Below are 12,713 nucleotides of genomic sequence, written 5' to 3'. Positions count from 1 at the left end.
CCGGCAAGTCGATCCGGTAGTTCGATTCGGTAGGCCGATTCGGTAGGCCGATTTGGTAAGCGGATTCGGTAAGCAGATTCGGTAAGCAGATCAAGCACGCCCAGCTGCCGCGGCACGGTCTCGGCCCCGGCGTCACCGTCCCGGAGCCAGCACCGGCGCCAACTGCGCCAGGTCGGCGTCCAGCTGGATGCGCATGCTGCGCAGGAAGGCCTTGGCGTTCTCCGACAAGGGATTGCCCGGACGGAACACCAGCAGCGTGCAGAAGAACACTTCCATCGCGAAGGGCCGCAACACGACACCCCGCTGCACATAATCCAGGCCCATCACCGGATGCACCAGGCCCAAGCCCAGATTGCGCATGGCCAGTTCGCAGATGGTATTGGAATAGGGCGTCTCCAGGATCGGGCTGATCTCGAGGCCCTGCTCGTGCAGCAGGGCTTCCATGCGGCGCCGGCTGGCGTCCTCCGGGTTGAGCGCGATGAAGGGATAGGCCGCAAGATCGGCCGGCGTGATCACCGGCTTGCGCGCCAGGGGATGGCTAGCGGCCATGGCCACCACGCCGGGCACGCGCAGGAATTCCGAATGCTCCAGGCCCGAGACGTCCAGCTCGTCGGCCATCAAGCCGAAATCCAGCTGCCCCGCCAGCACCCGCTGGTACACCTCGCGCGAGCTGAGGATCTGGAACGACAGCTGCACCCGCCGCGTGGCCAGCTCGAAATGCGCGATGGCGCGCGGCATGAAGCCGGTGCCCAGCGCCGGCAAGGCGCCTATCGCCAGGCGTCCGAGCCCGAATGACTTCAGGCTGCGGATGCGGTGCTCGATCATCTCGAAACCGGAGAAGCAGCGATCGACCTCTTCGATCAGGGCGCTGGCTTCCTGCGTGGGTACCAGCCGGCCGCGCACGCGCTCGAACAGCCGTAACTCCGCCGCGGTCTCCAGCCGGCGGATGGCCTGGCTGACGGCGGGCTGGGATATGCCCAACAGATGCGCCGCCTTGCTGGTGGTGCCGGCACGCATCACCGCCCTGAACACCTGGATCTCGCGCATATCCATCTATAAGCCTCGCTTATCGAGCTAGATGATTCCCTATATTGAACGAATAGGTCGATTGGCAGAAACTGTCCCAACCGCCTCACCCCCTGCATCCACCAATAGAAAACATGAAATCTATAACTACACCTAATGAGCCCTATCGTAGCTTGTCGCCTGCCGTCATGCGCGGGTCGACCGTGGTGTTCGATAACTTCCAGGACTTCGCCAATCGCAAGACGCGGCAGCCGGACGGGTTCAGCTACGGCATCACCGGCACCCCCACGGCACGGGAACTGGAACGCCGCATCGCCGCCCTGGAGCACGGCCAGCACTGCGTGGTGACGCCCAGCGGCCAGGCGGCGCTGATGGGCTGCGTGATGGGTTTCGTGCGCGGCGGCGACCACCTGCTGGTATCGGCGGCCTGCTACGGCGCGCTGAAGACCTATGCGCAGAACTACCTGGCGCGCATGGGCGTGGAGGTGGAGTTCTACCAGCCGGACATCGGCGCCGGCATCGAAGCCCTGGTGAAGCCCAACACCCGCATGATCTGCATGGAATCGCCCGGTACGGTGACGATGGAGATGCTGGACGTGCCGGCCATCGCAGCCATCGCCCGCCGCCGTGGCGTGCTGACCATGGTGGACAACACCTGGGCCAGTCCGCTGGGCTTCCGGCCGCTGGAACATGGCGTGGACTTCTGCGTGGAAGCGGCGACCAAGTTTCTTGGCGGCCATTCCGACCTGCTGGTGGGCGCCATCAGCATGAACGACCGCGGCCATTACGAGGTGCTGCGCGAAACCCAGAGCATCATGGGCCTGCAGGTCAGCCCCGATGACGCCTTCCTGGTGATGCGCGGCATGGAAACCCTGGAAGTGCGCCTGGCCGCGCAAAGCGATGCCACCCTGGACATCGCGCGCTGGCTGGACCAGCAACCCCAGGTCAGCGAACTGCTGTACCCACCGTTGGAGTCCGACCCTGGCCACGCCCTGTGGAAGCGCGACATGCGCACCAACGGCTGCCTGTTTTCCATGATCCTGCAGCCCGCCAGCGAACGTGCGCATCATGCGTTCTTCGATGCGCTGAAGCACTTCTCCATCGGCGCCAGCTGGGGCGGCACGCACAGCCTGGCGGCCTATTACCCAGCGCCGTTGCAGGCCAACCGCGTGTATGCGCGCACCGACCAGCCCGTGATCCGGCTTTCCATCGGCCTTGAAAACCGGGAACTGCTGCGCCACGACCTGCAAGGCGCATTGGAGGCTTACGCGCGGCACGTCTGAAGCACCTGGAGACGGGCGCCTGCGGATCGGCGGCGCCCGGCTGCGATTTCAAAACCCACAATACAAGGGGATAAAACCATGTGGGAACTCTTCCAGCGCGCCGCGCCCTTATTGGGACCCGCGCTGCTCATGACCCTGTTCCTGGGGCTGACGTCCTTCGTGGGCGGCTGCGTGCTGGGCATGCTGATCGCCCTGGCGCGCATATCCAGCATCCGGGCGTTGCGCTGGTTCGCCTTCGCGTACGTGTCCATCTTCCGCGGCACGCCTTTGCTGATACAGATCCTGTTGATCTACTTCGGCTTGCCCACCTACGGCATCGTCGTGGGCCCGGTGGCGGCGGCACTGGTGGCGCTGACGCTGTTCGCCGCCGCGTATCTCAGCGAAAACTTCCGCTCCGGCATATCCGGCGTGGACCGGGGCCAGTGGGAGGCCGCCTGGTCCATGGGCATGAGCTACACGCGCACCATGCGCCGCATCGTCTTGCCGCAGGCGCTGCGCATCGCCATCCCGCCCTTGGGCAGCCGCCTGATCGCGCTGATGAAGGACACCTCGCTGGCGTCCACCATCACGGTCGTCGAAATGACGCGCGTGGCCGACCAGATCGGCGCCACGACCTTTCGCTACATGGAGATGTTCGTCATGGTCGGCGCCATCTACTGGATCATCAACCAGTTCCTGACCATCCTGCAAACCCTGCTCGAAGCCCACCTGTCGAGGCGCTACCAATGAACGGCGATCGCTCCCCTGTCGTCCAGACCGTGCGCGTGCACGGGCTGAAGAAATCATTCGGCGCCAACCAGGTCTTGCGTGGTGTCGACCTGGAGGTCCGTCAAGGCGAGGTCGTCGTCATCATGGGGCCGTCTGGCTCCGGCAAGACGACCCTCATACGTTCCCTCAACTTCCTTGAAACCCCTGACGACGGCCATGTCGAGATCTGCGGCATCGCGGTCGCCTGCGATGGCGGCACGGGCGACCGCGCGCGCCGCCAGGCCGTGCAGCAGATCCGCCGCCGCACGGCGATGGTGTTCCAGTCCTTCAACCTGTTCCCGCACATGACGGCGCTGCAGAACGTCATCGAAGGCCTTCTCGCCAAGGGCGTGGCGCGCGAGTCGGCCATCCAGACCGGCATGCGGCTGCTCGACCGCGTGGGCCTGAGCGAAAAGGCCGCGCAATATCCCGGCAAGCTGTCCGGCGGCCAGAAGCAGCGCGTGGCGATCGCCCGGGCGCTGGCGATGGCGCCGGAGGTCATCTTCTTCGACGAACCGACCTCCGCCCTGGATCCCGAATTGCGCGACGACGTGCTGCAGGTCATGCGCGAACTGGCCGCCGAAGGCATGACCATGCTGGTAGTCACGCACGAGACGCGCTTCGCGCGCGAAGCCGCCGACCGCGTGGTGTTCATGGAAGGCGGCCACATCCTGGCGAATTGCCCGCCAGACGAGTTTTTCAGCGACCAGGCCAGCGATCGCTGCCGCCAATTCCTCGGTCGCCTCAGCGATTGACCGAGCAGTTCAAACAAGCACAAACCAGAAACAAGGGAAATCCATCATGTCGCCAAGAATTCGCCTGTCCCTCATCGCTATCGCCGCATCCGCCGCCTTCAGTGCCCTGTTGCCGATCACGGCACACGCTGCCGGCGCATTGGAGCGCATCCATGGCGCCGGCGTCATCCGCATCGCCAACACCCAGAGCTCACCGCCCTGGTCCTTCCTGAATGACCAGAACAAGCCGGATGGCTATGACGTCGACATGGCGCGGGAAGTGGCGCGTCGCCTGGGCGTGCCCAAGATCGAGTTCGTGGCCGACTCGTTCAAGAACTTCGTGGCCGGCCTGAAGACCGACAAATACGATCTGGTGATGAACGACCTGACGCCGACACCGGAACGCATGTTGCAGGTGGACTTCTCCGCGCCCTACGGCGTGGAAGACTTCCGCATCTTCGTGCGCCAGGACAACAAGGACATCCACGGCGACAAGGACCTGGCAGGCAAGCGCATCGGGGTCAGTACCGGTTCGTCCAATGAATCGTGGTCGCGCGCCCATCTGCCGCAGGCCATCATCCAGACCTACGAGAACGGCAGCCTGATCTTCGCCGACCTGGGCATCGGCCGTATCGACGCCGTCATCATTTCGCACTTCGGCGGCCTGCGCTACGCCACCGAGCGCAAGTTGCCGATCAAGGAAGTGGGCGAGCCGCTGACCTATCAGCTGTCGGCCGCCGCCATGCGCAAGGACGAACCCGAACTGCGCGCCGCCGTCAGCAAGGCCATCGCCGAGATGAAGGCGGACGGCACCATCGAGAAGCTGGGCCAGAAATGGGTGGGCAAGGAATACGACATGGTCGGCTCCATCGCCCGCGCCGAAGCGGAGGTCAAGTAGCCGGCGCGATTCGATCGGCCCGCCCCACCGGCCGCCCTGTCGGCCGCCCTGCCCAAGGCGGCCGCCTGGTCAGCATCAGAATCGGTAGCTCAGGCCCACCATGCCGTAGGGTGACGTGCGACGCTCGACGATGGGGCTGTCGCGCGCATCGCCCAGCAGCGTGCGCACGCCCACCGTCGTCACCATGGTCCATTGCGGCGTCAGGTCATAGCGCCAGTTGGCGCTGAGCGTGGCCGACCGCAAGCCCGCGCCGGCCGAATAGGCATGCAGGCCGCCGTCGCCGCGGGCGGCCTGGCTGCGGGCCGCCTCGCTGCCATCGACGCCGAACCAGGTCGACATATCGTCGTGGCTGCCCCACACCGTGCCGGCGCCGACGCGGACCTGGCTGCGGCCGGAACGCCAGACCTCGTACGACGCCCGCAGTTCGGCACGGGTGCCATAGCCCGAGCGCAAAGCCTGGGTGGCCGTCAGGTCCACACGCCAGCGATCGGCACTCCAGCGCAGGAAGGCGCCCGTGGTGCCGTGCGCATCGATGTCATCCAGCCCGTCCAGATGGTCGTGATCGTCCGCATCGCGCCCCAGGCGCAGGCCCGCGAAGACGCCGGCCTGCCAGTTGGGCGCCAGGTGCGTCCGCAATCCCAGCACGGGCAAGCCGCCGTCGCCGCCGATGAAGAACGCGCCGGACTGGTACTGGATGAGGGGCACGGGGACGGCGTGATAGTCGTGCGATCCCTCGTACTCGGGCACCACGCCCACGCCCAGCCCTATACTGTTCTCCGCTTGCGCGGCGCCGCAAGCAGCCGCCAAGGCCACTGCCAGCGCCATGGACCGCGCTCCGCGCACGATCGATTGTCCAGCCCTTGCTTCGCTTACCACTTCGCTTACCATCATGTCGCTCCGACTTACCCGACCGCGCAATGGGCGGCCTTCCGGAACGCGATTCTTGGTGAACGGATTTAAAAGTTTTTTAATCGCCGGCAATTAATGTACGGAACAGCCGGGGATTGCGTTTTCCGCGCAGGACCAGCGGTCCAGGCCGGGCCGGAATATTCCACTCGAACCTGCACATCACCGAGGATATGCGTTGCATCTGCTGCTAGTCGAAGACGACCCCATGCTGGGAGACGCCCTGGGCGCCTGCCTGCGCCAGGCCGCCTATCAGGTGGACTGGGTCACGGACGCCGCCCAGGCACGCGCCGCCCTGACCGACCATGCCTTCGACGCCGTGCTGCTGGACCTGCAATTGCCGCACGGCTCCGGCTTGGCGATACTGCGCGGCTTGCGCGACCGCTACGACGCCACGCCCGTCATCATCCTGTCCGCGCGCGACCGCTTGAGCGACCGCATCAAGGGCCTGGACGAGGGCGCCGACGACTATCTGGTCAAGCCCTTCCCCTTCGAGGAAGTCCTGGCCCGCTTGCGCGCGGTGACCAGGCGGGCCAGCCATCGCGTGGTGCCGCTGATGCAGGTGGGCGATGTCCACGTCGATCCCGCGCGCCGCAGCGTCATGCGCGACGGCACACCGGTCAAGCTCAGCATCCATGAATACCGCACGCTCGTCGCATTGCTGGAAAGGCAGGGCCACATCGTCACGCGCGAACAGCTGGAGGACGCGGTGTACGGCCGCCACGGCACCATAGAAAGCAATACGGTGGCCGTGTACATCCACCAGCTGCGGCGCAAGCTGGGCAATGGCCTGATCGCCACGGTGCACGGCTTTGGCTACCGCATCGGCGAGGCAGCGGCATGAACAGCCTGCGCGTGCGCCTGCTGACCGCCATGCTGATCACCATCGTGGGTTTTGGCAGCGCGTGGTACTTCGCCCGTGCCTGGGATATGCGCCAGCCCGAGACTGGCTATTGGGACAGCCGCCTGCGCGACATCGCCCGCCTGACGCTGTCTTCCATCCCGCGTACGCTGGTGACCAGTGGGGGCGAAGTGTCCGCCTACCATCTGGCGGATGCCGACCTGGACGCCGACGATGACGGCGAAGCCGATACCTACGCCGATTCCGATGCCAACCCGATCAACCGCATTGCCTTCCAGGTGTGGAACCTGCACACGCACACGCTGGTGATGCGTTCACCCGGCGCACCCGATACGCCCATGCGCCCGGACTTCTCCCCCGGCTTCAAGGAAGGCGACGTGGCGGGCGAGAAATGGCGGGTCTATACGCTGGTCGACAGCACGGGCAGCGTCCAGGTGCAGGTGGCGAAAAGCCCGCGCGACCTGGACGAGACCTACCAGACCTGGCGCCAGATCGGCGTCCTGGCGACCATGGGCGTCTTCATTCTGCTGGCGATCGTGGTGTGGGGGGGCATCCGGCTGAGCCTGCGCCCGCTGGACCGTATCCGCGCCACGGTCGCCAGGCGCACGCCGCTGGATCCCTCGCCGCTGCCGGAAGCAGGCCTGCCCAGCGAGATCCAGCCCTTCGTGCGTGCCATCAATCTTTTGCTGGAACGCCAGGAAGCCGCGCTGGCGCGCGAACGGCGGCTGATCGCCGATGCCGCCCATGAATTGCGCACGCCGCTGGCCGCCATCCAGGTGCAGGCACAGGTAGTACAGGCCCAATTCCTGCAGACCCGATTCTTGCAAGGCCAATCCTTGCAAGCTCCATCCGAACAAGGCCAGGTGGTTCCGCCGCAAGGGGAGCCCACCGGGCAAGATATCGCGCAGGCCCGTGCCGCCGCGGCCAAGCTGCAGGCCGTAGCCGTGCGCGCGGCGCGGCTGGTCGAACAGCTGCTGGACCAGGCCCGGCTGGAAACCGACGACGCGTGGCCGATGGAAGCCCTGGACCTGGCCGATCTGGCCGACATCGTCGTGCGGGATTTCGAGGGACCGGCGCAACGCAAGAAGCAGAGGATCACCCTCGATGCCCAACCCTGCCCGCTGCGCGGCAACGTGGACACCCTGGGCATCCTGCTGAGCAATCTGCTCGACAACGCGGTGCGCTACACGCCGGTGCTGGGGCACATCACCGTCTCGTGCCGCCTGGACGAGAAGGGCACGCCCTGCCTGGAAGTCGCCGATGACGGCCCGGGCGTGGCCGCGGTGGATCGCGCGCGCATCTTCGAACGCTTTTTCCGCGTGGCCGGTAGCGGCGAGCGGGGCGCGGGCCTGGGCCTGTCCCTGGTGGCCCGCATCGCCGCGATGCACGGCGCCGTGGTGGAAGATCGGCCGGCGCACCGCGGCTTCCACCTTGCCGTGCGCTTTCCAGCCGCGGGGAGCGCACAGGGCGCCGGGCTGGTCCGGACGGTAGAAGCAGCGGCAGCAGCGCCGGCAGCGCCACCGTTGCCGCAACGGGCCTAAAGCGCCCGTAGCAGTGCCAGCCCGGCCAACGCCAGGGCACCCAGCTTCAGCACCTTGACCGTATCCGGGTTCATGGGGGAACGGCGGTAGCCGCCATCGATGGCATGCCCCACGGACGGCTCGAACAGATTGCCCTCGCCCCGTGCCGCCGGATCCGCCCTGCGGAAACCGGCGTCCATCAGCCGGCGGGTAACCCCGGCCGACAGGTCGGGCGCCACGGTGTGCGCCAGGCGCACGGGCCAGGCGACGCTGCCCAACAGGGTCGACGGACGGGGATGCCGCACCAGTTGCACCAGCGCCAGCGCCACTTCCCGGGGATCAAGCATAGGGGGCGGCGGGCGCAATTGCTTGCCCGAGAAGTTGGCGCCATGGGCCACCCCCGGCGTGTCGACGAAGGTGGGATACACCTCGCACACGGCAACATCGGGCAGATCCACCAGTTCGGCACGCAGCGATTCGGAAAAGCCGCGCAGGCCGAACTTGCTGGCCGCGTAGGCCGCCGCATAGGGCGCCGGCGCCCACGCACCGATGGAAATCATGTTGATGATGACGCCGCGCCCACGTTGCCGGAAATGCGGCAGGACGGCGTGGCAGCCGTAGATGTGGCCCAGCAGATTGGCCTCGACCACGCGTTTGTGCGCGCGCACCGGTACGTCCTCGAAACGGCCCACCGCGCCGACGCCGACATTGTTGATCCAGACGTCGATGCGGCCGTATTCCTGCAGGGCGAAGTCGGCCAGCGCCACCATCTGGTCAGGGTCGGTGACGTCGGTGGGCACCACCAGGGCCTGGCCGCCGGCGCGCCGGCAGGCACCCGCCACGCGCTCCAGGCCGTCCGCGCCACGGGCCGCCAGCACCACGCTGGCGCCCCGCTTGGCGAACTCCAGTGCCGCCGCGCAGCCGATGCCGCTGGACGCGCCGGTGATGACGACGATAGGGCCGGACGTGTGGCGGATATTTACCTCCGGGTCACTGGAGGCACGCTGCGACCCAGCCGTGGGGTCGGTCGCGGGGTCTGTCGTAGGATCAGTGGACGATGGGGCTTGGGACATGGCGCTCTCCGAGCTTCGCGGGAAGCGCAGGGAAAGCAACCGACATGCCTGGACGGGATGAGCAGGCCCACCCCGGCGGGGCCACGATCCGACTGGCAAGATCTACATCCTGCCCCGGTTCAGGCATGCAGATATGCATTCGCCAGCGCATCGTCGGCGGCGATCTCGGCCGACGTGCCCTGCGCCACGACACGCCCGCTCTCCAGGACGTAGGCACGATCGGCCAAAGCCAGGGCGAGTCCCGCCATCTGGTCCACCAGAAGAATTGTCATATTCTCCGCGCGCAGCCGATCGAGCGACGTGAACAGCTCGGCGATGACCTTGGGCGCCAGGCCCAGCGACGGTTCATCCAGCAGCAACACGCGGGGACGGCTCATCAGGCCGCGCGCCACCGCCAGCATCTGCTGTTCGCCGCCCGACAGCAGGCCGGCACGCTGGTGCAGCCGTTCGCGCAGGCGCGGGAAACGGTCCAGCATCTCCTGCACGCGTGCCTCGATGCCCGCCTGGTGCAGGAAACCGCCCAGGCGCAGATTGTCCAGCACCGACAATTCAGGGAACACCTGGCGGCCTTCGGGCACCAGCACCAGCCCCATGCCGACGACGGTCTCGGCGGCAGCGCCTTCGATGGTGTTGCCGTCGATATGCATCGCGCCGGACTGGCTGCCATGCAGGCCGGCCAGGGTACGCATCAGCGTGGACTTGCCCGCGCCATTGGCGCCCAGCAGCGCCACCATCTCGCCCTCGCGCACCTGCAGGCTGATGCCATGCAACACCGGCTCGGCACCATAGCCGGCCACCAGGTCGGACACGCCCAGCAGTTCGGCACCCGGTGCCCGCGAGGCACCGTTACCCGCGCCGTCACCCCCGCGCGCCGCGTCGATCTGGCCATCGAGCGACTCGCCCAGGTAGGCCTGCTTGACGGCCGGATCGTTCTGGATCTCGGCGGGCGTGCCCACGGCCAGGCGGCGGCCGGCATCCAGCACCACCAGTTGATCCGAGATCGACATCACCAGGGCCATGTCGTGTTCGACGATGGCGACGCCGATACCGGCATCGGCGATGCGGCGCAGCAGCGTGGCGAGCATATGCTTGTCTTCGCGCGACAGGCCGGCGGCCGGTTCATCCAGCAACAGCACATCCGGATCGGTGGCCAGGGCGCGGGCGATCTCCACCAGGCGGCGGTCCACATGCGCCAAGTCCGCGGCCATCACCTGCGCACCGCCGCGGTAGCCGCAATAGGCCAGCAGGGCACGCGCGCGCGCCAGTGCCTGGCCGCCGCGTGGACCGCGCGCCGCCAGCAAACCGCCCAGGCGGCCGCGGCCCATGGCCAATACCACGTTGTCTTCCACGCTCAGCGAGCCGAACAGTTGGGACGTTTGATAGGTGCGCGCCACGCCGCTGCGCGCGACGCGGAAGGCCGCCTGCCCGGTAAGCGCCCGCTCGCCCAGCAGCACGGCGCCGGCCGATGGCAGGTAGTAGCCGCTCAACATGTTCAGCGCGGTGGTCTTGCCCGCGCCATTGGGGCCGATCAGGCTGGTGACCGCGCCGGCCGGGACCTGCATGGACAACTCGTTCACGGCGCGTACGCCGCCGAAGGTGATGCCCAGGCCCTGCGCCGCCAGCATGGCACGCGGCCGCGCCGCCAGGCCCATGCCGGAGGTGGAGTTACCGGAGGTGGAGTTACCGGATGTGCTGGCGGCGGATGTGCCAGCGCCCATCGCGGCCTGCGTAGCCGCAGGCCCGGTAGCAGGGTCGCGCTCCCCACGCGCCGCCTGGCCGTCGATTCTGGAATTCGCCGGGGCATTGGTTTCAGCGTCGATGCGGCGGCGCTCACCCATGCGCCCGGCGACTTGCCGCCACAGTCCCACCAGCCCATCCGGTGCCACCCACAGCACCACCAGCAACAGGGCGCCGAAGAACAGCAGGCGGTAGTCTTCCAACGAGGCCAGCAACTCGGGCAGGGCGCCCACGACCAGCGCGCCGATGACCGGTCCCGCCACCGTTGCGGCGCCGCCCAGCACCACCACCAGCACGAACAGGATGGACTGCATGAAATTGAAGGTGTCCGGCGTGACGAAGCCCGACAGCGGCGCGAACAGGCCGCCCGCCAGCCCGGCCGTCGCGGCGGACAAGGTGAATGCCACGGTCTTGATCACCAGGGGATTGAGCCCGATGGACTGCGCGGCCGTCTCGCTGTCCTTGACGGCGCGCATGGCCGCACCCCAGGCGCCATTCGAAAAGCGCGCATAGGCTGCAAGCAGCACGGCCGCGGCCGCCACGGCCAGCACCGTGATGGTCTGTTCCGGTCCCCAGCCCGCCACCAGCTGCGGCGGCAGCACGCCCATGATGCCGCTCTGCCCGCCGGTCAAGCCGTCCATCTCGATGAAGGCATGCTGGACGATGAAGCTGAAGGCGATGGTGATCATCGCCAGATAAGGGCCCTTGACGCGCAAGGCCGGCAAGGCCACCAGCGCGCCCAGGGCCGCCGCCAGTAGAGTGCCCGCGACCCAGGCCGGCCAGAAGCTCCAGCCGGCCTTGGTGGTGAGGATGGCGACCGTATAGGCGCCGATGGCGTAGAAGCCCACATGGCCGAAAGAGACCTGGCCGGTCAGCCCCAGCAGCACATTCAGGCCGACGCCCACGATGGCCAGCAGGGCGATCTGTGCCAGCACGAAAACGTAATAGCTGTTCAACGTGAAGGCCAGCACCAGCGTCGCGGCCGCCACGGCCACGCCAAGAGAGAGAGACTTGGAATTCATACTTTCTTGACCTCCGCGCGGCCGAACAAGCCATTGGGCCGCAAGGCCAGTACCACGATGACCAGCAGGAAGGTGATGATCTGGGTGTAGCCGGAGCCCAGCGTCACCGTGACCACGGCTTCGGCCACGCCGAAGATCAGCCCGGCGAACATCACGCCCCAGGCGCTGGAGATACCGCCCAGGATGGCCACGGCATAAGCCTTCAACCCGAACAGCGTGCCCATTTCGGCGTTGACGTTGAACAGCGGCGCGATGAGGATGCCGGCGATGCCCGCCAGCAAGGTGGACAGCGCGTAAGCGGCGGCCACCGCGCGCTTGATGGGAATACCCATCAAGCGCGCCGCGTCACGGTTCTGCGCAACCGCCAGCAACGCCGTGCCCCAGCGCGTGCGGCGGCCGATCAGGTGCAGCGCGGCGGCCAGCGCGAAGCCCACCAGCGGAATCAGCAATTGCAGCGGATAGACCCCCAGGCCCATGCCGGCGATGTCGATGGGCGCCACCGCCAGCGGCGAAGGCAGGCTGCGCGGCTCCTTGCCGAACGTGTGCATGACCACGTTATCCAGCACGATGCCCAGGGCCACGGTGGACATGAGCCAGGCATTGGAGCCGCGCGAGGCAAAGGGCCGCACCGCGAAGAACTCGACGATCAAGCCATACAGCGCGCAGCAGGCCAGCGCCAGCACGACGGCCGGCAGCGTGCCCCACCCCAGCGTCTGGGCGAAGGTGAAGCACAGCACCGCGCCCAGCATCATCGAACTGCCCTGGGCGAAATTCACCGTCCCCGAGACGGCATGGGTGACGTGAAAGCCCAGGGCCGTGAGCGCATACATGCTGCCCAGGCCCAAGCCGCTGATCAGCGCTGCCAACAATTGCATGGATAGTCCCGCCGCTTGCTTGATTTACTG

At 67.2% G+C, this 12,713-nt stretch carries 11 protein-coding genes; 6 read left to right on the top strand and 5 right to left on the bottom strand.

Translation table 11 applies throughout. The features are described from left to right. Positions 1 to 132: 132 nt before the first annotated feature. A complete protein-coding gene (locus CEY05_RS18035; protein ID WP_088596876.1) occupies positions 133 to 1,053 on the bottom strand; it encodes a LysR substrate-binding domain-containing protein in 921 nt (306 codons plus the stop codon). Between the two features lie 107 nt (positions 1,054 to 1,160). On the opposite strand from CEY05_RS18035, the gene metC reads away from it, so the two are divergent. From metC to CEY05_RS18015, 4 genes are all read left to right on the top strand, one after another. Next, complete coding sequence (gene metC / locus CEY05_RS18030) at positions 1,161 to 2,309, top strand: cystathionine beta-lyase (RefSeq protein ID WP_088596875.1); 1,149 nt, start codon at positions 1,161 to 1,163, stop codon at positions 2,307 to 2,309. Between the two features lie 78 nt (positions 2,310 to 2,387). Continuing rightward, on the top strand, positions 2,388 to 3,038 hold the full coding sequence (locus CEY05_RS18025; RefSeq protein ID WP_088596874.1) for an amino acid ABC transporter permease: 651 nt from the start codon (positions 2,388 to 2,390) through the stop codon (positions 3,036 to 3,038). After that, positions 3,035 to 3,811 carry an amino acid ABC transporter ATP-binding protein gene (locus CEY05_RS18020; RefSeq protein WP_088596873.1) on the top strand — a complete coding sequence of 259 codons (777 nt, stop codon included), beginning with the start codon at positions 3,035 to 3,037 and terminating at the stop codon, positions 3,809 to 3,811. The genes CEY05_RS18025 and CEY05_RS18020 overlap by 4 nt, the downstream gene beginning before the upstream one ends. Positions 3,812 to 3,857: 46 nt before the next feature. Continuing rightward, on the top strand, positions 3,858 to 4,688 hold the full coding sequence (locus CEY05_RS18015) for an ABC transporter substrate-binding protein (RefSeq protein ID WP_088596872.1): 831 nt from the start codon (positions 3,858 to 3,860) through the stop codon (positions 4,686 to 4,688). 75 nt (positions 4,689 to 4,763) lie between these two features. On the opposite strand, the gene CEY05_RS18010 is transcribed toward CEY05_RS18015, so the two are convergent. After that, on the bottom strand, positions 4,764 to 5,513 hold the full coding sequence (locus CEY05_RS18010) for a MipA/OmpV family protein (RefSeq protein ID WP_088596871.1): 750 nt from the start codon (positions 5,511 to 5,513) through the stop codon (positions 4,764 to 4,766). A gap of 259 nt (positions 5,514 to 5,772) precedes the next feature. On the opposite strand from CEY05_RS18010, the gene CEY05_RS18005 reads away from it, so the two are divergent. Together CEY05_RS18005 and CEY05_RS18000 are read left to right on the top strand one after the other, a co-directional pair. Beyond that, positions 5,773 to 6,438, top strand: coding sequence for a response regulator transcription factor (locus tag CEY05_RS18005; RefSeq protein WP_088596870.1), 666 nt, complete (start codon positions 5,773 to 5,775; stop codon positions 6,436 to 6,438). After that, complete coding sequence (locus CEY05_RS18000; RefSeq protein ID WP_088596869.1) at positions 6,435 to 7,997, top strand: ATP-binding protein; 1,563 nt, start codon at positions 6,435 to 6,437, stop codon at positions 7,995 to 7,997. The genes CEY05_RS18005 and CEY05_RS18000 overlap by 4 nt, the downstream gene beginning before the upstream one ends. On the opposite strand, the gene CEY05_RS17995 is transcribed toward CEY05_RS18000, so the two are convergent. The 3 genes from CEY05_RS17995 to CEY05_RS17985 all read right to left on the bottom strand — a co-directional run bounded on the left by CEY05_RS17995 (position 7,994) and on the right by CEY05_RS17985 (position 12,683). Then, entirely contained in the window at positions 7,994 to 9,049 is a 1,056-nt protein-coding gene (locus tag CEY05_RS17995; RefSeq protein WP_088596868.1) for an SDR family oxidoreductase, read from the bottom strand. The genes CEY05_RS18000 and CEY05_RS17995 overlap by 4 nt on opposite strands. Before the next feature lie 119 nt (positions 9,050 to 9,168). Next, positions 9,169 to 11,808 carry a branched-chain amino acid ABC transporter ATP-binding protein/permease gene (locus tag CEY05_RS17990; protein WP_088596867.1) on the bottom strand — a complete coding sequence of 880 codons (2,640 nt, stop codon included), beginning with the start codon at positions 11,806 to 11,808 and terminating at the stop codon, positions 9,169 to 9,171. Next, positions 11,805 to 12,683: a branched-chain amino acid ABC transporter permease gene (locus CEY05_RS17985; RefSeq protein ID WP_088596866.1), complete on the bottom strand. Its 879-nt coding sequence runs from the start codon at positions 12,681 to 12,683 to the stop codon at positions 11,805 to 11,807. Before CEY05_RS17985 ends, CEY05_RS17990 begins: the two co-directional genes overlap by 4 nt. Between the last annotated feature and the right edge of the window lie 30 nt (positions 12,684 to 12,713).

Source organism: Achromobacter sp. HZ34, from assembly GCF_002209485.1.
Classification (GTDB): Bacteria; Pseudomonadota; Gammaproteobacteria; order Burkholderiales; family Burkholderiaceae_B; genus Bordetella_C.
The sequence above is the reverse complement of the archived record's forward strand: the minus strand, read 5'-3'. Positions and strand labels throughout refer to the sequence as shown.